General features: G+C 71.7%; 18 protein-coding genes. 10 read left to right on the top strand and 8 right to left on the bottom strand.

Going from position 1 to position 22,389, the window contains the following annotated elements:
* Positions 1–2: 2 nt before the first annotated feature.
* A complete protein-coding gene (locus tag ACZ6D7_RS02350; protein ID WP_469482490.1) occupies positions 3–1,619 on the bottom strand; it encodes a carboxyl transferase domain-containing protein in 1,617 nt (538 codons plus the stop codon).
* Positions 1,620–1,715: 96 nt separating this feature from the next.
* Here ACZ6D7_RS02350 and ACZ6D7_RS02345 point away from each other — a divergent pair, with 96 nt between their 5' ends.
* The 3 genes from ACZ6D7_RS02345 to ACZ6D7_RS02335 all read left to right on the top strand — a co-directional run bounded on the left by ACZ6D7_RS02345 (position 1,716) and on the right by ACZ6D7_RS02335 (position 4,562).
* Entirely contained in the window at positions 1,716–2,312 is a 597-nt protein-coding gene (locus ACZ6D7_RS02345) for an SACE_7040 family transcriptional regulator (protein ID WP_469482488.1), read from the top strand.
* Positions 2,313–2,487: 175 nt separating this feature from the next.
* Complete coding sequence (locus ACZ6D7_RS02340) at positions 2,488–3,645, top strand: acyl-CoA dehydrogenase family protein (protein WP_469482485.1); 1,158 nt, start codon at positions 2,488–2,490, stop codon at positions 3,643–3,645.
* Positions 3,646–3,680: 35 nt separating this feature from the next.
* Positions 3,681–4,562 (top strand): acyl-CoA thioesterase, encoded by an 882-nt coding sequence (locus tag ACZ6D7_RS02335; RefSeq protein ID WP_469482483.1) that lies wholly within the window; start codon positions 3,681–3,683, stop codon positions 4,560–4,562.
* Between the two features lie 22 nt (positions 4,563–4,584).
* Here ACZ6D7_RS02335 and ACZ6D7_RS02330 read toward each other — a convergent pair whose 3' ends face one another.
* Both ACZ6D7_RS02330 and ACZ6D7_RS02325 read right to left on the bottom strand, forming a co-directional pair.
* Positions 4,585–5,373, bottom strand: a complete 789-nt coding sequence (locus tag ACZ6D7_RS02330; RefSeq protein WP_469482481.1) for a phosphatase — start codon at positions 5,371–5,373, stop codon at positions 4,585–4,587.
* Positions 5,374–5,435: 62 nt separating this feature from the next.
* Positions 5,436–6,902 carry a helix-turn-helix domain-containing protein gene (locus ACZ6D7_RS02325; protein ID WP_469482478.1) on the bottom strand — a complete coding sequence of 489 codons (1,467 nt, stop codon included), beginning with the start codon at positions 6,900–6,902 and terminating at the stop codon, positions 5,436–5,438.
* 186 nt (positions 6,903–7,088) lie between these two features.
* Here ACZ6D7_RS02325 and ACZ6D7_RS02320 point away from each other — a divergent pair, with 186 nt between their 5' ends.
* Genes ACZ6D7_RS02320 through ACZ6D7_RS02310 form a run of 3 tightly spaced genes read left to right on the top strand, consistent with a single transcriptional unit; the run spans position 7,089 to position 11,262 of the window.
* Positions 7,089–8,555, top strand: coding sequence for a sodium:solute symporter family protein (locus tag ACZ6D7_RS02320; RefSeq protein WP_469482476.1), 1,467 nt, complete (start codon positions 7,089–7,091; stop codon positions 8,553–8,555).
* Between the two features lie 56 nt (positions 8,556–8,611).
* A complete protein-coding gene (gene speB, locus ACZ6D7_RS02315; protein WP_469482474.1) occupies positions 8,612–9,580 on the top strand; it encodes an agmatinase in 969 nt (322 codons plus the stop codon).
* On the top strand, positions 9,577–11,262 hold the full coding sequence (locus ACZ6D7_RS02310) for a thiamine pyrophosphate-binding protein (protein WP_469482472.1): 1,686 nt from the start codon (positions 9,577–9,579) through the stop codon (positions 11,260–11,262). The genes speB and ACZ6D7_RS02310 overlap by 4 nt, the downstream gene beginning before the upstream one ends.
* Before the next feature lie 7 nt (positions 11,263–11,269).
* Here ACZ6D7_RS02310 and ACZ6D7_RS02305 read toward each other — a convergent pair whose 3' ends face one another.
* Both ACZ6D7_RS02305 and ACZ6D7_RS02300 read right to left on the bottom strand, forming a co-directional pair.
* Entirely contained in the window at positions 11,270–11,503 is a 234-nt protein-coding gene (locus ACZ6D7_RS02305; protein WP_469482470.1) for a hypothetical protein, read from the bottom strand.
* A 28-nt stretch (positions 11,504–11,531) separates the two neighbouring features.
* Positions 11,532–11,672: a hypothetical protein gene (locus ACZ6D7_RS02300; RefSeq protein ID WP_469482468.1), complete on the bottom strand. Its 141-nt coding sequence runs from the start codon at positions 11,670–11,672 to the stop codon at positions 11,532–11,534.
* 186 nt (positions 11,673–11,858) lie between these two features.
* Here ACZ6D7_RS02300 and ACZ6D7_RS02295 point away from each other — a divergent pair, with 186 nt between their 5' ends.
* Entirely contained in the window at positions 11,859–12,515 is a 657-nt protein-coding gene (locus ACZ6D7_RS02295; RefSeq protein ID WP_469482466.1) for a hypothetical protein, read from the top strand.
* 3 nt (positions 12,516–12,518) lie between these two features.
* On the opposite strand, the gene ACZ6D7_RS02290 is transcribed toward ACZ6D7_RS02295, so the two are convergent.
* From ACZ6D7_RS02290 to ACZ6D7_RS02280, 3 genes are all read right to left on the bottom strand, one after another.
* Positions 12,519–12,869 (bottom strand): peptidase inhibitor family I36 protein, encoded by a 351-nt coding sequence (locus tag ACZ6D7_RS02290; RefSeq protein ID WP_469482464.1) that lies wholly within the window; start codon positions 12,867–12,869, stop codon positions 12,519–12,521.
* A gap of 159 nt (positions 12,870–13,028) precedes the next feature.
* Positions 13,029–13,832 carry an endonuclease I family protein gene (locus tag ACZ6D7_RS02285; protein WP_469482462.1) on the bottom strand — a complete coding sequence of 268 codons (804 nt, stop codon included), beginning with the start codon at positions 13,830–13,832 and terminating at the stop codon, positions 13,029–13,031.
* A gap of 191 nt (positions 13,833–14,023) precedes the next feature.
* Positions 14,024–16,348 carry a mannosyltransferase YkcB-related protein gene (locus ACZ6D7_RS02280; protein ID WP_469482461.1) on the bottom strand — a complete coding sequence of 775 codons (2,325 nt, stop codon included), beginning with the start codon at positions 16,346–16,348 and terminating at the stop codon, positions 14,024–14,026.
* A gap of 157 nt (positions 16,349–16,505) precedes the next feature.
* On the opposite strand from ACZ6D7_RS02280, the gene ACZ6D7_RS02275 reads away from it, so the two are divergent.
* From ACZ6D7_RS02275 to ACZ6D7_RS02265, 3 genes are all read left to right on the top strand, one after another.
* On the top strand, positions 16,506–17,360 hold the full coding sequence (locus tag ACZ6D7_RS02275) for a serine hydrolase (RefSeq protein WP_469482459.1): 855 nt from the start codon (positions 16,506–16,508) through the stop codon (positions 17,358–17,360).
* A gap of 62 nt (positions 17,361–17,422) precedes the next feature.
* A complete protein-coding gene (locus ACZ6D7_RS02270) occupies positions 17,423–18,493 on the top strand; it encodes an esterase-like activity of phytase family protein (RefSeq protein WP_469482457.1) in 1,071 nt (356 codons plus the stop codon).
* A gap of 97 nt (positions 18,494–18,590) precedes the next feature.
* The gene (locus tag ACZ6D7_RS02265; RefSeq protein WP_469482455.1) at positions 18,591–22,319 is read left to right on the top strand and encodes an ABC transporter ATP-binding protein; all 3,729 of its coding nucleotides are present in this window, start codon (positions 18,591–18,593) and stop codon (positions 22,317–22,319) included.
* Positions 22,320–22,389: the final 70 nt, after the last annotated feature.

Genomic DNA, 22,389 nt, shown 5'->3' with positions numbered 1-22,389 from the left:
CCTCACATCCGGAAGACGCCGAACTGGGGGTCACCCAGCGGCGCGTTGGCACAGGCGGTGAGCGCGAGGCCCAGCACCTGCCGGGTCTCCAGCGGCTCGATGACCCCGTCGTCCCAGAGCCGGGCGGTCGCGTAGTAGGCGTTGCCCTGGCGCTCGTACTGGGCCCGGATCGGGTCCTTGAAGGCCTCCTCGTCATCGAGGGGCCAGGTCTGGCCCTGGGCCTCCAGCTGGTCCCGCTTGACCGTGGCGAGGACGGAGGCGGCCTGCTCGCCGCCCATCACGGAGATCTTGGCGCCCGGCCACATCCACAGGAAGCGGGGCGAGTAGGCCCGGCCGCACATCGAGTAGTTCCCCGCGCCGTACGAGCCGCCGACCACGACCGTCAGCTTCGGCACGCGCGTGCAGGCGACCGCCGTCACCATCTTCGCGCCGTGCTTGGCGATGCCGCCGGCCTCGTAGTCCCGGCCGACCATGAAGCCGGAGATGTTCTGGAGGAACACCAGCGGGATCCCGCGCTGGTCGCACAGCTCGATGAAGTGGGCGCCCTTCTGGGCGGACTCGGAGAACAGGATGCCGTTGTTGGCGACGATCCCGACCGGGTGGCCGTGGATCCGGGCGAAGCCGGTGACGAGGGTCTGCCCGAACTCGGCCTTGAACTCCGCGAAACGGGAGCCGTCGACCACGCGCGCGATGATCTCCCGTACGTCGTAGGGGGTGCGGGAGTCGACCGGGACCGCGCCGTACAGCCCGTGCGGGTCGACCTTGGGCTCGACGGCCGCGGTGACCTGCCAGGGGAGGGCCCCGCGCGCGGGGAGCGTGGCGACGATGTTCCGGACGATCCGCAGCGCGTGCGCGTCGTCCTCGGCGAGGTGGTCGGTGACACCGGAGATCCGGGAGTGCACCTCGCCGCCGCCCAGCTCCTCGGCGGTGACGACCTCGCCGGTGGCGGCCTTCACCAGCGGGGGGCCGCCGAGGAAGATCGTGCCCTGGCCGCGGACGATCACCGCCTCGTCGCTCATCGCCGGGACGTACGCCCCGCCGGCCGTGCAGGAGCCGAGGACCGCCGCGATCTGCGGGATGCCGGCGCCCGACATCCGGGCCTGGTTGTAGAAGATCCGCCCGAAGTGCTCGCGGTCGGGGAAGACCTCGTCCTGCATCGGCAGGAAGGCGCCGCCGGAGTCCACCAGGTAGAGGCAGGGCAGGCGGTTCTCCAGCGCGACCTCCTGGGCCCGCAGGTGCTTCTTCACCGTCATCGGGTAGTACGTGCCGCCCTTGACGGTCGCGTCGTTCGCGACGATCACGCACGCGCGGCCGCTCACCCGGCCGATGCCGGCGATGACCCCGGCGGCCGGTGCCTGGCCGTCGTACATCCCGTCGGCGGCGAGGGGGGCCAGCTCCAGGAACGGCGACCCGGGGTCCAGCAGCGTGTCCACCCGGTCCCTGGGCAGCAGCTTGCCGCGCGCGGTGTGGCGGGCGCGCGCCTTCTCGCCGCCGCCGAGCCGGGCCGCGGCCAGCTTGGCGTGCAGCTCCTCGACCAGTGCGAGGTGGGCCCGTTCATTGGCCCGCCAGGCCTCCGACGCGGGGTCCGCCGCGCTCGTCAGCTCCGGTGCCTGCTCCATCCTGCGGTTCCCCTCACCCAGTGATCGCCTGTTAATGAGCGTTAACCATTTCCATCAGGTTAACGACCGCTAACCTCCCTGTCTAGAATTGTCGGCATGGCCACCAGAACCGACGCCCCCACCCGCCGTGAGCAGATCCTCAAGGAGGCCGCGCGCCTCTTCGCCGAACGCGGTTTCCACGGCGTGGGGGTCGACGAGATAGGTGCCGCCGTCGGCATCAGCGGCCCGGGGCTGTACCGGCACTTCCCCGGCAAGGACGCGATGCTCGCCGAGCTGCTGGTGGGCATCAGCGGCCAGCTGCTGACGGGCGCGCGGCGCCGGCTCGCGGAGGCCGACGGCGATCCGGCGGAGTCGGTCCTCGACTCGCTCATCGAGGGCCACATCGACTTCGCGATCGACGACCGCCCCCTGATCACCCTGCACGACCGCGAGCTGGACCGCCTCCGCGACAGCGACCGCAAGCTGGTCCGCCAGCTCCAGCGGCAGTACGTGGAGCTGTGGGTGCAGGTGCTGCGCGAGGTCTACCCGGACCTGGCCGAACCGGCGGCCCGCTCGGCCGTCCACTCGGTCTTCGGCCTCCTGAACTCCACCCCCCACCTCGCCCGCCCGGGCTCCCTCCCCGGCCGCACGACCACGGCGGAACTCCTCCACCGGATGGCCCGGGGTGCTTTCGAAGCGGCCGCGGGCGCCTGAGGGGCCGGGAGGGCGCGGCCAGGGGCGGCCGGGAGGGTGGTGAGCGTGACGGACGTTACGCCCCTTCCACCCTGGACGGGTGCTCCTACCCGCCGGTACGGTTGCGTCTGAGCAAGCGCTTAGACATGACAGAGTGCACGACGCGTGCACGACGCGTACCTGGAGGTGGCGGAGAGTGCGCCGTACGGTGTTCAACGAGGACCACGAGGCGTTCCGGGAGACTCTCCGGGCCTTCATCGAGGCCGAGGTCGTCCCGGTCTACGACGAGTGGTTCGCCGCCGGCCAGGCGCCGCGCGACTTCTACTACAAGCTCGCCGAGCTGGGCGTCTTCGGCATCCGCGTCGACGAGGAGTACGGCGGCGCCGGCATCGACTCCTACAAGTTCGAGGCCGTCCTGTACGAGGAGACCGCCCGCGCGGGTGTCAACTTCGGCGGCTCCGGCGTGCACGTGCTGCTCGGCCTGCCGTACCTCAAGCTGCTCGCCACCGACGAGCAGAAGAAGCGCTACCTGCCCAAGTTCGTCTCCGGCGAGGAGATGTGGGCGATCGCGATGACCGAGCCGGGCACCGGCTCCGACCTCGCGGGCATGAAGACCACCGCCAAGCTCTCCGAGGACGGCACGCACTACGTCCTCAACGGCGCCAAGACCTTCATCACCGGCGGTGTGCACGCCGACCGCATGATCGTCTGCGCCCGCACCGCCGCGCCCACCGCCGAGGACCGCCGCCACGGCATCTCCCTCTTCGTGGTGGACACCAAGGCCGAGGGCTACTCGGTCGGCCGCAAGCTGGACAAGCTCGGCCTGAAGACCTCCGACACCGCCGAGCTGGCCTTCGTCGACGTGAAGGTCCCGGTCGACGACCTCCTCGGCGAGGAGAACAAGGGCTTCTACTACCTCGGCCACAACCTCGCCTCCGAGCGCTGGGGCATCGCCTTCGGTGCCTACGCGCAGGCCAAGGCCGCCGTCCGGTTCGCCAAGCAGTACGTGCAGGAGCGGGTGGTCTTCGGCCAGCCCGTCGCCGCCTTCCAGAACACCAAGTTCGAGCTGGCCGCCTGCCAGGCCGAGGTGGACGCGGCCGAGGCCGTCGTCGACCGGGCCACCGAGGCCCTGGACGCCGGTGAGCTGACCCCCGCCGAGGCGGCCAGCGCCAAGCTGTTCGCCACCGAGGTCGCCCACCGCGTGATCGACCGCTGCCTCCAGCTGCACGGCGGCTACGGCTTCATGAACGAGTACCCGATCGCCCGGCTGTACGCGGACAACCGCGTCAACCGGATCTACGGCGGTACCAGCGAGATCATGAAGTCGATCATCGCGAAGGACATGGGCCTGTAAGGCTCCCGAAATTACCGGCCAGTAGAAAAGGTGCCATGAACGAGGCACTTCAGGATCTCCTCGATCTGCTCGACCTTGAGCAGATCGAGGAGAACATCTTCCGCGGCCAGTCCCGGTCCGCCGTCGTCCCCCGGGTCTTCGGCGGGCAGGTCGCGGCCCAGGCACTGGTCGCCGCCGGGCGCACGGTCCCCGAGGACCGGCACGCCCACTCGCTGCACGCGTACTTCCTGCGCATCGGCGACCCCGGGGCGCCGATCGTCTACACGGTCGACCGGATGAACGACGGCCGGTCCTTCACCGCGCGCCGGGTCGTCGCGGTCCAGCACGGACAGCCGATCTTCGCGCTGTCCGCCTCCTTCCAGCGGTACGAGGAGGGCTTCGACCACCAGACCCCCATGCCGTCCGCCCCGGACCCCGAGACCCTCCCCACCTCCGGCGAGCGCCTGCGCGCCTACGACCACATCGCGCCGGAGATCATCGAGCGGTTCCTGGAGGCCCGCGAGGCCGTCGACCTGCGCTATGTCGACGAGCCCCCGTACGGCGAGTTCGGCACACCGCGCGAACCGCACTCCCAGGTCTGGTTCCGCACCAACGGCAAGCTCGACGGCGCCGTCGACGAACCGCTGCTGCACGTCGTGCTCGCCACGTACGTCTCCGACATGACGCTGCTCGACTCGGTCCTCCTCGCGCACGGCCGCGGCGGCTGGGCCGTCGGGGACGTGGTCGGCGCCTCCCTGGACCACGCGATGTGGTTCCACCGGCCGTTCCGCGCCGACGAGTGGCTGCTGTACGACCAGGAGTCCCCCTCGGCCCACGGCGGCCGCGGCCTCGGCCAGGCCCGCATCTACACCCAGGACGGCCGGCTGGCCGTCTCGGTGATCCAGGAGGGCGTGGTCCGCGCCCCTCGCACGGGCTGAGGGGCGCGGTCGGTCCCGGCCCCTACTCCAGTCCGGCCTGCGCCAGCAGATACGCCGTCATGGGGTCGTAGTGGCGCGGGCTCTTCACATGGTCGTCGAGCGGGACCGTCACCTGGACGGTCCCCTCGGACTCGGCGAGGAAGAGCGCCGGGTCGTTGGAGTCGGCGTACCCGACGGAGTCGACGCCGTGCTGTCCGGCGTACCCCGCCCAGCCGTGGTCGGCGACGACCAGGTCGGGCAGCGGACGCCCCTCGCGTTCCAGCGCGGTCAGGATCGCCTTCATCGGCTCGCCCGAGTGGGTGTGCCAGAGGGTGGCCCCGTGCTCCAGGACCGCCACGTCCGCGAGCTGCCAGACGTACCCCTCGTCCGTCTGGAGCCCCTCCGGGATGACGACGATCTCGCAGCCGGCCGAGCGCAGCGCGGCGGCCGTGGCGCGGTGCAGGTCGAGCAGACCGCCCGGATGCCCGGTGGCCAGCAGCACCCGCTGCCGGTCCTCGGCCGCCTTGCGCAGCCGGCCCGCCATCCGTTCCAGGCCGTCGACCGTCAGCTGGGGGTCGATGGTGTCCTGGCCGTAGCGGTGTTCGGCGTCGTCGTTCACGCCGACCCGCTCCGCCATCACCGCGAGCACGTCCTGCTCGTCGGTCCAGCGGTCGCCGAATTCCAGGCCGAACCAGAAGTTGCGGTTGCCGTTCGCGAGCTGGCGGTAGTGGGAGAGGTTGTTCTCGCGCGGGGTCGCGACATCCCCGGCGATACGGGTCTTCACGAGGTGGTCGACAAGCTCGGCGCGGCTGGGAGTCCCGGGTATCGGCATGGTCTCCATTGTGGGGCAGCGCACGGTGACCGTCGTCACCGTTTTGAGCGCTGGGACGTGCGTCACTGGTCGACGCGGCGCAGCGCGAACCACAGTTCCATCCGGACGTCCGGGTCGTCCGGGTCCGTCCCGAGCAGGGCCGCGCAGCGGGCGATCCGCTGCCGCACGGTGTTGCGGTGCACGGACAGCGCCACCGCCGTACGGTCCCAGCTCCCGTGCAGGGACAGCCAGGTGCGCAGGGTCTCGGTGAGCGCCGGACTGTCCTCCAAGGGCGCGAGCAGCGCGCGGGCGTGCGCCTCCGCCTCGTCCGGCGGGACCAGGTCGGCGAGCGCCGCGCGTTCGCCGTACCGGACGAGCGCGGTCCGGGTGGCCCGGGCCCGGGCCAGCGCCCGCGCCGCCTGGGTGTCGGCGGCCGGCCACCGCCGCGGGGCCACGGCGGCGCTGACCCCGAGCGTCCAGCCGGGCTGCGGGCCCGGCTCACGGCCGGCCGGCACCAGCACCCGTACGACGTCCTCGGCGAGGTCGACCAGCGGCGACCCGAGCGCCGCGCCGAGCGCGGAGGCGGCCACCGGGTCCGGGGCGTGCGCCTGCGGACGCGCGTGCACCACGAGCCACCGTTCACCGCCCAGCAGCCCCACCACCTCCTCCGGCGGACTGCCCAGCAGCAGCCGCACCAGCGCGGAGGACCGGGCCGCCCCCGACCCGCTCTGCTGCTCACCGGTGAGGAGGGAGAGCAGTACGGCGGCGACGGAGGCGATCGTGTGGTCCCCGGGCTCCCGCCGCCCCGCCGCCACCCCGAGCACGAACCCCTGCCCGGCGCCCAGCGCGTAGGCGGCGAGCTGCACACCGGACGGCGTGGTGTCACTGGCACTGGCGGAGCCCCGCGCGGCGAGCAGCCGGGCGAGCGCGGACAGGGCGCCGCCGGACTCCTCCGCCACCGGCCGGCGCCCGGCCGCCGCGATCTCCGTGCCCTCCGGGCCGTACAGCACCGCCCGGCCGCCCAGGCGCCGGGCGAGCTGCCGCAGGACGGAGGGGACCGGGTCGGGGCGGGAGGCGGCGGCGGCGAGGCTCTGCTGGGCCTCGGTGACGCGGCGCAGTTCGGTGGTGCGGGCGCGTTCCATCAGCTGCCAGACCGCACGGCCGACGGCCGCGAAGGTGGTCTGCGGCGGTACCTCCAGGAGCGGCAGCCCGTACGTCTCGCAGGCGGCGACCAGCGCGCGCGGCACGGTGTCGTGCACCGGCGCCACCCCGAACCCCAGGGCCGCGCCGCCCGCCGCGACGATCCGGGAGACGTAGTCGTCGAAGTACGTCCCCGACCCGGCCGCCTCCGGGATGTGCACGCCCGCCGTCAGCAGCAGCTCGCCGCCCAGCAGATACGGGTACGGGTCGGCCATCTCCGAGGTGTGCGCCCCGTGCAGCACCGCGGGGGGATCGACGGGCCCGGCGATCTGCCGCAGCGCCAGGTCGTCGCGGGCCAGCAGGGCGGCGAGCGGCACCGGCGGGTTCAACGGAACGGACGGCTCCGGCATGGTGTGCGTTCCTTCCACTCCAGGGCCCTCGGATGGATGAAACGTACACTTCGCAGCCACTTTTCGGCCACCTAGTGTCGTTGCGGTCGGCGGCCGCGGGTACGGGCGGATGTCCCCGCGTCGAGCCGCCGCACATCTCCCATCCCCGCACGACACGCCACCGGAGTGAGCGAAGGAGGGCCCCGAATGGCCGTCGACTACACAGTGATCGTCGTCTATCTGGCCGGCATGCTGGCCATGGGCTGGTGGGGCATGCGCCGCGCCAGGTCCAAGAGCGAGTTCCTGGTGGCGGGACGCCGCCTCGGGCCCGCGATGTACTCCGGCACCATGGCGGCGATCGTCCTCGGCGGCGCCTCCACCATCGGCGGCGTGGGGCTGGGCTACCAGTACGGGCTGTCCGGCGCCTGGATGGTCTTCACCATCGGCCTCGGGCTCCTCGCCCTCTCCGTGTTCTTCTCGGCCCGCATCGCCCGGCTGAAGGTCTACACGGTCTCCGAGATGCTGGACCTGCGCTACGGCGGCCGGGCCGGGGTCATCTCCGGCGTGGTCATGTGGGCGTACACCCTCATGCTCGCCGTCACCTCCACCATCGCCTACGCCACGATCTTCGACGTCCTGTTCGACATGAACCGCACGGTCGCGATCGTCCTCGGCGGCTCGATCGTCGTCGCCTACTCGACGCTCGGCGGCATGTGGTCGATCACCCTCACCGACATGGTGCAGTTCGTGGTGAAGACGGTCGGCGTCCTGCTGCTCCTCCTGCCCATCGCCGTCGTCAAGGCGGGCGGCTTCTCCGAGATGCGGGCGAAGCTGCCGACCGAGTACTTCGACCCGCTGGGCATCGGCGGCGAGACGATCTTCACCTATGTGCTGATCTACACCTTCGGCATGCTGATCGGCCAGGACATCTGGCAGCGCGTGTTCACCGCCCGCAGCGACCGGACGGCGAAGTGGGGCGGCACGGTCGCGGGTACGTACTGTCTCGTGTACGCCCTCGCCGGAGCGGTCATCGGAACGGCGGCCAAGGTCCTCTACCCGAACCTGGCCGCCGCGGACGACGCCTTCGCCACGATCGTGAAGGACGAACTCCCCGTCGGCGTGCGGGGACTGGTCCTGGCCGCCGCGCTCGCCGCCGTGATGTCGACCTCGTCCGGCGCGCTGATCGCCTGCGCCACCGTCGCCAACAACGACATCTGGTCCCGGCTGCGCGGCATCGTCCGCCCCTCCGACGCGACCGAGCACGACGAGGTGCGGGGCAACCGCCTCTTCATCCTCCTCATGGGCGTCGCCGTGATCGTCACCGCGATCGCCCTGAACAACGTCGTCGAGGCGCTGACCGTCGCCTACAACCTCCTGGTCGGCGGACTGCTCGTCCCCATCCTCGGCGGACTGCTCTGGAGGCGCGGCACCGTCCAGGGCGCCCTCTCCTCGGTCGTCGTCGGCGGCGTCGCGGTGATCGTCCTGATGGCGACCCACGGCATCCTCGCCAACGAGCCCGTCTACTACGGCCTCCTGGCCTCCCTGGCCGCCTACGTGGCCGTCTCCCTGGCGACCCCGCCGACCGCCCCCGCCGTCCTGGCCGCCTGGCGCGCCCGCCTCGCCGGCCAGGAGGCGCCCGAAACCGCCCCCGCCCCCGTCCCGGCTCCCCAGTAGAGTCGTCAGAGAAGCAGTACATACGCGATGAAGCGTAAGAAAGAAGGCATTTGACCATGAGCAGCAACGAGACGCCCCGCGGCCCCGTCGACTCCTCCCGCGTCCCGCGGTACGCCGGACCCGCGACCTTCGCCCGGCTGCCCCGGCTCGACGAGGTCGGCCGCGCCGACGTCGCCGTCGTGGGCGTGCCGTTCGACTCGGGCGTCTCGTACCGGCCGGGCGCCCGCTTCGGCGGCAACGCGATCCGCGAGGCGTCCCGGCTGCTGCGCCCCTACAACCCCGCGCAGGACGCCTCGCCCTTCGCCCTCGCCCAGGTCGCGGACGGCGGTGACATCGCCGTGAACCCCTTCAACATCCACGAGGCCGTGGAGACGATCGAGGCGGCCGCCGACGACCTCCTCGGCACCGGCGCCCGGCTGATGACCCTCGGCGGCGACCACACCATCGCCCTGCCGCTGCTGCGCTCGGTGGCGAGGAAGCACGGCCCGGTGGCCCTGCTCCACTTCGACGCCCACCTCGACACCTGGGACACCTACTTCGGCGCGGAGTACACCCACGGCACCCCGTTCCGCCGGGCCGTCGAGGAGGGCATCCTCGACACCGAGGCGCTCTCCCACGTCGGCACCCGCGGCCCGCTGTACGGCAAGCAGGACCTCACCGACGACGAGAAGATGGGCTTCGGCATCGTCACCTCGGCGGACATCTACCGGCGCGGCGCCGACGAGGTCGCCGACCAGCTGCGCCAGCGCATCGGCGACCGCCCGCTGTACATCTCCATCGACATCGACTGCCTGGACCCGGCGCACGCCCCCGGCACCGGCACCCCGGAGGCGGGCGGCATGACCTCCCGCGAACTCCTGGAGATCCTGCGCGGCCTCGCGTCGTGCAACCTGGTCTCGGCCGACGTCGTCGAGGTGGCCCCCGCGTACGATCACGCCGAGATCACGTCGGTGGCCGCGTCCCACACGGCGTACGAACTGACCACGATCATGTCCCGCCAGATTGCAGAGGCTCGCGCGAAGTGACCCACGACCACGACCTGGTACTGCGCCCGACGGCCGCACAGACGGAGGCCGCGCTCAACCCGCCCCCCGGCCGCAACGGCGGAGACCTGGTCGTGGAGACCCTGGCCGGGCTCGGCGCCACCACCGTCTTCGGCCTGCCCGGCCAGCACGCGCTCGGCATGTTCGACGCGCTGCGCCGCTCCTCACTGCGGTACATCGGCCTGCGGGTGGAGAACAACGCAGGGTTCGCGGCGGACGCCTACGGCCGGATCACCGGCGAGGCGGCCCCCCTGCTGCTGTCGACCGGCCCGGGCGCGCTGACCTCGCTGGCGGCCCTCCAGGAGGCGGCCGCCGCGAGCGCGCCCGTGCTGGCGATCAGCAGCCAGATCCCGACGGCCGGCCTGGGCGGCGGCCGTCACGGCTATCTGCACGAACTCCCCGACCAGTCGGCCTCCTTCCGGGGCGTGGTGAAGTCCGTGCACACGGTCCGCACCCAGTCCCAGATCCCGTCGGCGATCGAGGCGGCCTGGAAGTCCGCGCTGAGCGCCCCGCACGGCCCGGTGTGGGTGGAGATACCGCAGGACGTCCTCCTGGCCCCGACGACGATCCCGGTCGTCACCGGCGGCGACGCCTTCCCCGACGAACTCCCGCCCCGCCCCGAACTCACCGCCGTGGCCGCCGACCTGCTGTCGCGTGCGGAGCGGCCCGCGATCATCGCCGGCGGAGGAGTGATCCGCGCGGACGCGGCGGGCAAGCTGCGGAAGCTGGCGGAACGGATCGGCGCCGCGGTCGTCACCACCCCCGGCGGCAAGGGCGCCTTCCCCTGGACGCACCCCCTCTCCCTCCAGTCCTGGCTGGAGGACCGCCACACGACGGACTTCCTGGAGGACGCGGATGTCGTCCTCGTCGTCGGCTCGGGCCTGGGCGAACTGTCGTCCAACTACCACACGTTCAAGCCGCGCGGCCGCGTCATCCAGATCGAGGCGGACCTCGGCAAACTGGAGGCCAACCACCCGGCCCTGGGCATCCACGCGGACGCCCGCCTCGCCCTCCAGGCCCTGCTGGAGACGGTGACCCCCCGCCAGGACCCGCACGCCCCGGACCGGGTACGGGCGCTGCTCGCCCGGGTCGCCGAGCGCCTGGCCGCCCAGGAACTCACCCTGGAACAGGACCTGTTGGCGTCGGTCCGCCGGGCCCTCCCGGCCGACTCCCCGTCCTTCTGGGACATGACGATCCTGGCCTACTGGGCCTGGTCCGCCTTCGACGCCAAGGGCCCCAACCTGCTGCACTCGGCCCAGGGCGCCGGCGGCCTCGGCTACGGCTTCCCGGCCGCCCTCGGCGCGGCGGTGGCGGACCCGACCCGCCCGGTCCTGGCCGTGTCGGGCGACGGCGGCGCGCTGTACTCCATCGCCGAACTGGCGACGGCGAAACAGTACGAGCTCGACGTCACCTGGCTCATCGTGGACGACGGCGGCTACGGCATCCTCCGCGAGTACATGACCGATTCCTTCGGTGAGACCACGGCGACGGAACTGACCCGCCCCGACTTCGTGGCCCTGGCGCGGTCCTTCGGCGTACCGGCCGCCCTGACCTCCCCGGAAGCGCTGGAGACCGACCTGACGAAGGCCCTCACCTCACCGGGCCCGTCGGTCCTCGTACTCCCGGCACTGGTACGGATGTTCGCACCGACGCATCTCGACTGATCCCCGGTCAGTCGGTGTCCGCGCAAATGGCATAGGCGTCGTAGCTGCCGAGGGCCTCGCCCTCGTTCACGACGAACACGATCCACGCCGTGTAGTTCGGTCCTTGCGGGAAGGAGCGGATGGTTTTGACCGCCCCGGTGTTCCCGAAGAATCCGCCTCCGATCACATGCTTCCCCTCCGGGCATTCGACGATGGTCTGTTCGGCGGATCCCGGCTGAACGAGTAGGTTCGTCTGGGCCACGACCTCGTAACCCTTGATGGCGGCGCTGTCACCGCCACCGCCCGTCTGGGTCGCGGTCGCGGTCGACCACGTCCAGGAGCGGAGCGTCCTGGGCCTGAACGGTGCCGGCGCCGAACATCAGGGCGATGGCCGACGACGCGACCACTGCGGCGAACCGGCGTGCGTTCATGGTGGATCCCTTCATTTGAGCTGCTGCCCCACTTCTCGTGGTGCTCGACACTTCGGACCGCTCGACGTTGTGCGGCGGACCCGGGTATGGAGCAGAACGAGATGTGCGGACCGTCGTCACCGCAGGGACGAGGCATGTGGCCCGATTGGCCCTGGCCGTTCCGAGCTCCTTTGATACGGTCCGGCCATGTCTGAAGCGCCCCTCATATCCGGCCCCGTCACCGCCGCCGACGTGACCCGTGCCGTCCGGCTGGCGGTGGGTGTGCTGCGGGAGGCGGATGCGGCGGTGGACTGGGACGCCAGGGCCGGTTCATTGGAGTGGAGTTGCTGGGAGACCGTCGAGCACCTGGCCGACGACCTGCTCGCCTACGCCGCCCAACTGGGGCCGGAGAGGCCGCCGTCGGACCGGGAGGTGCCCTTCGTGTGGCGTGCGGAGCGGCCCGGTGCGCCGACGAACGTCGTCTTCGCGGACCGGACGGCCGGGGCGGCCGGACTCGCGCAGGTACTGGAGGCCTGCGGGGCGCTGCTGGCCGCCATGGTGCGTACGACACCGGCGACCGTGCGGGCGCACCACGTCTTCGGTGTCTCCGACCCCGAGGGCTTCGCCGCGATGGGGGTCGTCGAGACGCTGGTGCATCTGCACGACGTGGCAGCGGGGCTCGGCGTCGACTGGACGCCGGACGAGGACCTGTGCGACCGGGTGCTCGCCCGGCTCTTCCCGCACGCCCCGACGGACACCGGCCGGTGGCCCACTCTCCTGTGGGCCACCGGCCGGGGCGAACTGTCCGGTCACGAGCGCCTCACACGATGGCGCTGGTACGGCGCTCCCGCGGGCGAACGGTAGAGGTCAGCAGGCCCCCACGCCCACCCCGTCGATCCGGCCGCCGAAGTCGCCCTGGTAGCGGGAGCGCCAGTCGCCGTTGAAGACGTCGCGCTTCTCGACCGGGCCCCAGTTGATGAAACAGGCCCGGGTGCTCGCGACGAACGAGCCGACATGGTCGTGGAGGAAGGGCGGCATGTCGCGGTAGCCGCTGCGGGCCGTCCACTCCCAGGAGCTGCCGCCGAAGTTCTCCCCGCTCCAGAAGCAGACGGAGCCGTCGTTGCAGGACGGCACGGCGGCGGCCGAGGCACCCTGGGCCGGCAGGGCGAGGGCGGTCAGGGCGAGGGCGGCGGCGAGGGACCAGGCACGAAGCTGCATGAGGATCTCCGGAACGGGAGGAGGAAGGGGATCGCCCCGGCGGCCCCGCCGAGGTGATCCCCATGCTTCCGGCCGGGCCGCGCGACATGCCCGGGGTGAAGATCCACATCACCGGTGTGAGCGAACTGGTCGTTCGATCGCACCGGAGTGTGCCGTGTCCTACCAGATCGCCTCGACCCACTCCGGGTGGTCGATGAACGGGTTGCGGTTGTGCTGGTACGTGTCGTAGATGACCTGGTTGCGGCGCTCCTCGAAGGCGTCCGGCGGGTCCTCGTCGTTCCACGCCTTCAGCACGGAGAGCCGCCCGTGGTAGGGGACGCTGCCGTTGGTGACGAGGTCGTTGGGCTCCAGGTTCGGCCAGCCGTCGTCACCCTCGTAGCGCACGGCCATGTAGAGGATCATGCGGGCGACATCGCCCTTGACGGCGTCACGCGGCTCGAAGGAGTTGGAGTCGGTGAGGCTGCCGCCGGAGTTGGTGAAGCTGCTGCCGCCGTTGTCGAAGTCCTTGTTGCCGCGGATCGAGTTGACCGTCACGTCCTCGGGACGGATGTGGTGCAGGTCGGTGCCGGGACCGGCGGAGGTGCCGAAGTCGCCGTGCGACTGGGCCCACACGTGCTCGCGGTTCCAGTTGCCGCTGGCGCCGCCGTTGAGCGACTTGCTCCGGGAGATTCCGGAGTACAGGAGCTTCACGTTGCTGCTGTTGTTGGGGTCCTGGTCGGTGACCTTCATCGCTTCCCAGAGGGCCGCGTACGACAGCTTGGTCTGGGGGGTGATGATCGTGTGCAGGGCCGACTTCAGACTCGTACCCGTCTTGCCGACCGCGTTCTTGTAGTACGTCGAGTCGTACGCCGTCGTGGTCGCCGCGGCGGGGGTCGCGGTGAGCGTGGGCGCGGTGAGACCGACCAGGACTGCAGCGGTGGCAAGCGCCACCGACTTCCATCGGTGTGTGCGTGTCGCCAGCATGTGGGGTGTCCGATCTACGCGGGTTGAGTGGAGGCGGCAATCGGGAGAGTGACATGCACATGCGGCCATGGCAATGAATCGGACATGTCCATCAGGTGACGGGAACCGGCAAATCTCCTCTTGTCTACGCGAGTTGACATGACAGAACGGCCCCTGACAGGAGAGTCAGGGGCCGTTGGGGCTGTACCAGGTCAGCTCACGTCCGACGCGTCCAGCCGGTAGACCGTCGACTGGTTGCTCTGCGCCGAGGTGTCGGTGTCGGTTCCCGTTCGGGTTCCGGTTTCGGTGTCGGAGTCGGTGCCGGAGGCCGCATCCGACGTGGAGCTGTACTCGCTCGCCTCCACCGCCGTCCCGTTCTCCTGCACCCAGGCGGTGATCTCCTGGTTCAGGCTGCTGTTGCCGCCCATTCCGCCGCCGCCGAGCTGGATGTAGTGCAGTTCGCCCTTCTTCACCAGCTCCTTGAGCCTGGCGAGGGTCATCGCCTGGTCGCTGCCGGTGAAGCCCCACATGGAGATGACGGGCTCACCGGTGCTGAGGATCATCTGGCCCGCGCTCTGCGAGTTGGACACCGCGATCAGCCACGTGGCGCCGTCCTGGTGCTTCTGCAGGTACGAGACGAGCTCGCTGTCGGCGCCGCCGCCCGTCCCGCCGCCACCGCCCATGCCGCCGCCACCGGGTCCACCGCCGGTCCCGCCCGGCGCGCCGCCGGTTCCGCCGCCCGGAGCCGTGCCGTTCGCACCGCTGCCCTGACCGCCGCCCTGACCGCTGGGCGCACCGCTGGGGGCGCCGCCGCCCTGCGGGAGTTCGCCGTTGCCGCCGCCCGGTGCCGCCTGGCCGTTGCCGCCGGGGAACTCGCCGCCCGCCTGGCCGCCTTGTTGCGTGCCGCCCTGCTGCGTGCCGCCCGGCATCTCGCCGCCCGGACCGCCGTTGCCGCCCCCGAAGCCGCCCCGGCCACCGCCGCCGGGCCCGCCCATGCCACTCCCGGTGGACGGACCGGCGGTCGGGTTGGTGCCGCCCATCATGCCGCTGGAGGAACCGAAGGCCGGCGAGGCGGCATACGCCGTCGGACCCGCGAGCGCCGCCACGATCGCCGCGGCGACGGACACCCCGAGCAGCCGGACCCGGGTGCCGGAGCCCGCCGACCGGAAGACGAACAGACCGACGACCGCGAGGACCATCACCACGCCGACGGCCGGCCACAGCCAGGTGTTCCAGCCGGTGGCGCGGCGCAGCAGCACGATCGCCCAGACGCCGGTGACCACGAGCCCGGCGGGCAGCACCCACGACCAGCGGGCGTCGCCACCGCGGAAGGCGCGCCACAGCATGACGCCGCCGCCACCGGTGAGCGCCGCGATGCCCGGGGCGAGCGCGGTCGTGTAGTACGGGTGCATGGTGCCCTCGGCCAGGGCGAACGTCAGGTAGTGCAGCACCAGCCAGCCGCCCCACAGCACCAGCGCGGCACGGGTGAGGTCGGTGCGCGCGGCCCGGCCGCACCGCACCAGGCCGGCCACGAGCGCGATGCCCGCGAAGGGGATCAGCCAGGAGATCTGGCCGCCGAGGACGTCGTTGAACATCCGGCCGATGCCGGCGGTCCCGGCGAAGGTGCCGCCCCCGCCACCGCCTCCTCCGCCGTTGCCCTCGCCGCCGAGGACCCGGCCCAGGCCGTTGTAGCCCATGATCAGGTCCCAGGCGCTGCCGTCGGTCGAGCCGCCGATGTAGGGGCGGTCGTCGGCGGGCACCAGGGACACCGCCGTCGCCCACCAGAAGCTGGAGACGGCCAGTGCCACGGCGGCCGGCGCCAGGTTCACGGCCTTCTTCTTCCAGCCCAGCTTCGACGCGTACACGTACACGGCGAAGACGGCCGGCAGGGCGATGTAGCCCTGGAGCATCTTGGTGTTGAAGGCGAGCCCGAAGCAGGCGGCCGAGCCGATGAGCGGCAGCAGCCGGTCGTCGCGCGTGGCCCGCAGCGCGAGGGCCGCGCCCGCCACCATCAGGAGCACGAGGATGGTGTCCGGGTTGTTGTCCCGGTTGATGGCGACGGTGATGGGGGTCAGCGCGAGGACCAGCGCGGCGATCGCGGCCGCCGCGTGTCCGAAGACCCGCTTCACGGAGGAGTGCAGGATCCAGATCGTGCCCAGCGCCGCCGCGATCTCCGGGGCCATCATCTGCCAGGTGCCGAAGCCGAAGACCCGGCAGGACAGGCCCATGATCATGAGCGCGAACGGCGGCTTGTCGACGGTGAGGAAGTTCCCGGCGTCCAGCGAGCCGAAGAACCACGCCTTCCAGCTCTGCGTACCGCTGTAGACGGCGGCGCTGTAGAAGCTGTTGAGGCCGCTGGACGACAGGTTCCAGCCGTAGAGCACGGCGGCCAGGGCCAGGATCGCGATCAACGCGGGCAGCGACCAGCGGGGTGCCTTGTCCGGCGGGGGTGCCGTGGGTGCCGTCTCGGAGGCCGCCGGCGGCGGCACGTCGGGGGACACGGTCGTGTGGGGGTGAGGATCGGTGGCAGATGTCACCCTGCGCATGCTGTACGCCGGTTGTGGGTGGTCGCTGTGCCGAACCTGGCCGCAGCCTGTGAAGACGCACAGGGGCCGGTAACGGGTTGCCCAGGCTTTGCCCAATACCTCAGGTCGCCCGTACAACCTTTCGTACGAACTGGTGCGTCAACGTGGCATGACTCACCGGACTTCCCGACGCAGGAGAGCACTGGTCGCCACGGCACTGGGCACCGGCGTCCTCATCACCGGCGTGGCCACCGCCGCGCCCGCCATGGCGGCCACACCCACGGTCGGCTGCACGTCGAACAACGCGGCCCTGGCCACCAAGCTGAAGAGGGACATCACCGCCGCCCTCGCCACCCGCAAGGGCACGATCGCGGTCGGCCTCTACGACCGCTCCACCAACACCACCTGCACCCTGCGCGCCTCCACCGCCTACGACTCGGCGAGCGTCGTCAAGGTCACCGTCCTCGCCGCCCTGCTGTGGGACGCGCAGAAGACGAACCGCGCGCTGACCAGCCGTGAGAAGTCGCTCGCCACCGCCATGATCACCAAGTCGGACAACGCCTCCACCACCACCCTGTGGAAGCAGCTCGGCATGACGAAGATCAAGGGCTTCCTGGCGGCCGCGAAGATGACCCAGACCAAGCCGGGCGCGAACGGCTACTGGGGGCTGACCCAGATCACCGTCACCGACGAGCAGAAGCTGCTCAAGCTGCTCCCCACGCACAACACGGTGCTCACCGACGACTCGCGGTACTACATCCGGCTGCTGATGGGCAAGGTCATCTCCTCGCAGCGCTGGGGCACCCCCTACGGCGCACCCTCCGGCGTCGGCGTGCACGTCAAGAACGGCTGGCTGTCGCGCGCCACCAACGGCTGGCGCGTCCACAGCGTCGGCACCTTCAAGGGCGGCGGCCACGACTACACGATGACCGTGCTCACCCATGGCAACAGCACCATGAACTACGGCATCACGACCATCCAGGGCGTCGCCAAGGTCATTCACAAGGACCTCGCGGCCTCCTGAACGGGGTGATCCTTAACGGTTCGTCCCACCGGACGTCACCGGGCCGCCCTACGGTGACGCCCATGCGCCTGCGAACCGTACTCGCCTCCCTCACGGCCGGCTTGGCGGCGGCCGCCAGCCTCACCGCCGCCGGGCCCGCCCACGCCACCGACGCCCGGGTGGACAACGCCTGTTCGCCCACGGTCTCCATCGGCCGCTTCTCCGACGCGCTCGACAAGACGACGTACGACGGCACCTTCGTCGGCAATTTCTCCGCCCTCGCCCTCGACCTCGACGGCTCCCTCGTCGCTCTCTCCGACCGCTCCTCCCTCTTCGGCCTGGATGCCAAGACCCTCGCGCCGGAGTCGGTCGTCCCGCTCGCCGACGAGAACGGCGCCGCGCTGGACTCCGAGGGCCTCGTGATCGACCTCCCCCACTCTCGGCTTCGCTCGAGCGGGGGGACCCCCATCGCCACCGGGACCCGCCTGATCAGCTCCGAGAGTGAGCCGTCGATCCGCCGCTACAGCGCCGACGGCACGATCCTCGACCGCCTCCCGGTCCCGGCCTCCCTCCTCGTCGCCCCCGCCGGGCGCGCCACCACCAACCAGACCTTCGAGGGCCTGACCCTGCTGCCGGGCGGCCGCACCCTGCTCGCCTCGATGGAGTACGCGATCTCCGGCGACAGCACCGGCATCGTCCGCTTCCAGACCTGGACCCGGACCAGGGGCGACCACTTCCGGCTCGCCGCCCAGTACGCCTACCGCACCGACACCGGCCTCGGCGTCCCCGAGGTCCAGGCCCTCCCGGACGGCCGCCTGCTCGTCCTGGAGCGCGGCTTCACCGCCGGTGTCGGCAACACGGTCCGCCTCTACCTGGCCGACCCGCGCCACGCCACGGACACCTCCGCCGTGGAGAACCTCACCGGCCGGTCCGGCGTCCGCCTGATCCAGAAGACCCTGCTCACCGACCTCGTGACCTGCCCGTCACTCGGAGCGACCGCCAAGCAGCCCCAGCCGAACCCGCTCCTCGACAACATCGAGGGCATGGTGGTCACGGGCCGCGCCAACGGCGCGTACAAGGTCCTCCTGGTGAGCGACGACAACCAGAACGCGGCACAGACGACGCGGTTCTACCACTTGCGGGTACGCGTCTGAGCCCTTGCCTCCGATTTTGTTTCGGAGGGATGAAATCCGGTTCTGTCCGCGTTGGTGCCTTCCGGTAGATCAGGCCGAAAAAACGGAGGGCACCGGCGTGAAGGAGCAACGGGGATGGGCGCGGCGACTGGCGGGATACGCCTGGCGGTATCCCATGGACGTCGTCCTGGCCCTCGGTTCCTCCCTGCTCGGCATGGCCGTCATGGCGCTGGTCCCGCTGGTCACCAAGGTGATCATCGACGACGTCATCGGCGACCACACCCGTGACATGGCCCCCTGGGCCGCCGCCCTGATCGGCGCCGCCGTCCTCGTCTACGCCCTCACCTACGTCCGCCGCTACTACGGCGGCCGGCTCGCCCTCGACGTGCAGCACGACCTGCGCACCGAGATGTACGGGACGATCACCCGGCTCGACGGCCGCCGCCAGGACGAGCTGTCCACCGGCCAGGTCGTCGGCCGCGCCACCAGCGACCTCCAGCTCATCCAGGGCCTGCTCTTCATGCTCCCGATGACCATCGGGAACCTCGCCCTCTTCGTGATCTCCCTCGTCGTGATGGCCTGGCTGTCCCTGCCGCTCACCCTGGTCGCGCTCGCCGTCGCCCCCGCCCTGTGGTGGATCGCCAAGCGCAGCCGCAGCAAGCTCCACCCCGCCACCTGGTACGCCCAGGCGCAGGCGGCAGCCGTCGCGGGGGTGGTCGACGGGTCCGTCAGCGGCGTACGCGTGGTGAAGGGCTTCGGGCAGGAGGAGCAGGAGACCGGGAAGCTCCGGGAGGTCGGCCGTCGGCTCTTCGCGGGACGGCTGCGCACCGTCCGGCTCAACAGCAGGTACACCCCCGCCCTCCAGGCCGTCCCGGCCCTCGGCCAGGTCGCGATGCTGGCGCTCGGCGGCTGGCTCGCCGTGGGCGGTCACATCACCCTCGGCACGTTCGTCGCCTTCTCCACCTACCTCGCCCAGCTGGTCGGCCCGGTCCGCATGCTGGCGATGGTCCTCACCGTCGGCCAGCAGGCCCGCGCCGGCACCGAGCGCGTCCTGGAGCTGATCGACACCGAGCCGTCGATGAGCGACGGCACCAAGGACCTCCCGGCCGACGCGCCCGCCACCGTCGAGTTCGACGACGTCTCCTTCGGCTACGACACCGAGCGCCCCGTCCTCGACGGGCTGAGCTTCGAGATCCGCCCCGGCGAGACCCTCGCGGTCGTCGGCTCCTCCGGCTCCGGCAAGTCCACGGTCTCCCTGCTGCTGCCCCGCTTCTACGACGTCACCCGGGGCGCCGTCCTGGTCGGCGGCCACGACGTCCGCACCCTCACCCTCGACTCGCTGCGCGCCGCGATCGGCCTGGTCCCCGAGGACTCCTTCCTCTTCTCCGACACGGTCCGCGCCAACATCGCGTACGGCCGTCCGGACGCCACCCAGGAGCAGATCGAGGCCGCCGCCCGCGCCGCCCAGGCCGACCGGTTCATCGCCGAGCTGCCCGACGGGTACGACACCACGGTCGGCGAGCACGGCCTGACCCTCTCCGGCGGCCAGCGCCAGCGCGTCGCCCTGGCCCGCGCGATCCTCACCGACCCGCGCCTGCTGGTCCTCGACGACGCCACCTCCGCGGTCGACGCGGCCGTCGAGCACGAGATCCACGAGGCGCTCAAGGAGGTCATGCGGGGCCGTACGACGCTCCTCATCGCCCACCGCCGCTCCACCCTCAACCTCGCCGACCGCATCGCCGTCCTCGACGCCGGCCGGCTCGCCGACCTCGGCACCCACGAGGAACTCCAGGAGCGCTCGGCGCTCTACCGCCGCCTCCTCACCGACCCGGACGAGCTGGGCGGTGTCTCGCCCGGCCACACCCGGCCCGTGCCGGCGGCCGAGGACACCTCCGTACGCGAGGAGCTGGACGCCGAGTTCGACGCCGAGCGCGGCATCACCCCCCGGCTCTGGGCGGGGGAGCGGGTGCCGCGGGACGCCGCGATGGAGGGCATGCCGGCCACCCCGGAGCTGCTCGCCGAGGTCGAGGCGCTGCCGCCCGCGACCGACACCCCGGACGTCGACGAGGCCCGCGCGGTCACCCCCGAGGAGTCGTACGGCCTGCGCCGGCTGCTGCGGGGCTTCGGCCTCCCGCTGCTGGTCAGCCTGGGCCTGGTCGCCGTGGACGCCGGGATGGGCCTGTTCCTGCCCGTGCTGATCCGGCACGGCATCGACCAGGGCGTCACCCAGGCGGCCCTGGGCGCCGTCTGGGCGGCCTCGCTGCTGGGGCTCGTGAGCGTGCTGGTGCAGTGGGCGGCGCAGACCGGCGAGATCCGGATGACCGGCCGGACCGGCGAGCGCGTCCTCTACACGCTGCGGCTGAAGATCTTCTCCCAGCTCCAGCGGCTCGGGCTCGACTACTACGAGCGGGAGCTGACCGGCCGGATCATGACGAGGATGACGACGGACGTCGACGCCCTCTCGACCTTCCTCCAGACCGGCCTGGTCACGGCGTTCGTCTCGGTCGTCACCTTCTTCGGGATCATGGGCGCCCTGCTGGTGATCGACGTCCAGCTGGCCCTCGTCGTCTTCGCGACCCTGCCGCCGCTGATCGTCGCCACGTACTTCTTCCGCAAGGCGAGCGTGAAGGCGTACGAGCTGGCCCGGGAACGGGTGTCGGTGGTGAACGCCGACCTCCAGGAGTCGGTGGCCGGGCTGCGGATCGTGCAGGCCTTCCGGCGGGAGCGGGACGGCGGCGCGCGGTTCGCGGAGCGCAGCGACAGCTACCGCCGGGCGCGGATCCGGGGCCAGTGGCTGATCTCGGTCTACTTCCCGTTCGTCCAGCTGCTGTCCTCGGTGGCGGCGGCCGCCGTGCTGATCGCGGGCGCGGGCCGGGTGGACGCGGCGACGCTGACCACCGGCGCGCTGGTGGCGTACCTGCTCTACATCGACCTGTTCTTCGCCCCCGTCCAGCAGCTCTCGCAGGTCTTCGACGGCTACCAGCAGGCGACCGTCTCGCTGGGCCGGATCCAGGAGCTGCTGCGGGAGCCGACGTCCACGAAGTCCGCCGACGAGCCGCTGGAGGTGCTCTCCCTGCGCGGCGAGATCGTCTTCGAGGACGTGCGCTTCGCGTACGGTCCCGCCGACGGGGCGGAGGAGGCGCTGGGCGGCGTCGACCTGAGCATCCCGGCGGGCCAGACGGTCGCGTTCGTCGGTGAGACCGGCGCCGGCAAGTCGACCCTGGTCAAGCTGGTGGCCCGGTTCTACGACCCGACCGGCGGCCGGGTCACCGTCGACGGCACGGATCTGCGCGCCCTCGACATCACCTCGTACCGGCACCGGCTGGGCGTGGTCCCGCAGGAGGCGTACCTCTTCCCGGGCACGGTCCGTGACGCGATCGCCTACGGCCGGCCCGAGGCCGGCGACGCCGAGGTGGAGGCGGCGGCGCGGGCGGTCGGCGCGCACGAGATGATCGCGACGCTCGACGGCGGCTATCTGCACGAGGTCGCCGAACGCGGCCGCAACCTCTCGGCCGGCCAGCGCCAGCTGATCGCCCTGGCCCGCGCCGAACTGGTCGACCCCGACATCCTGCTCCTCGACGAGGCCACGGCGGCCCTGGACCTGGCCACGGAGGCCCAGGTCAACCAGGCCACGGACCGGCTGGCGGGCCGCCGTACGACGCTCGTGGTCGCCCACCGGCTGACCACGGCGGCCCGCGCGGACCGGGTGGTGGTGATGGACCACGGCCGGGTCGAGGAGGACGGCACCCACGACGAGCTGCTGGCCCGCGACGGCCGGTACGCGCGCCTGTGGCGGACCTTCGTCGGCGCGGGCGAGCCCGAGGAGCCCGTCGGCGTCTCCCGGTGACGGCCGCGCAACCATCCGACATACGTCGTGCGTCCGTACATCAGTACGGTGAAAGACGGTGCGGCGGGGA

This window comes from Streptomyces sp. NPDC041784, from assembly GCF_055591025.1.
The sequence above is the reverse complement of the archived record's forward strand: the minus strand, read 5'-3'. Positions and strand labels throughout refer to the sequence as shown.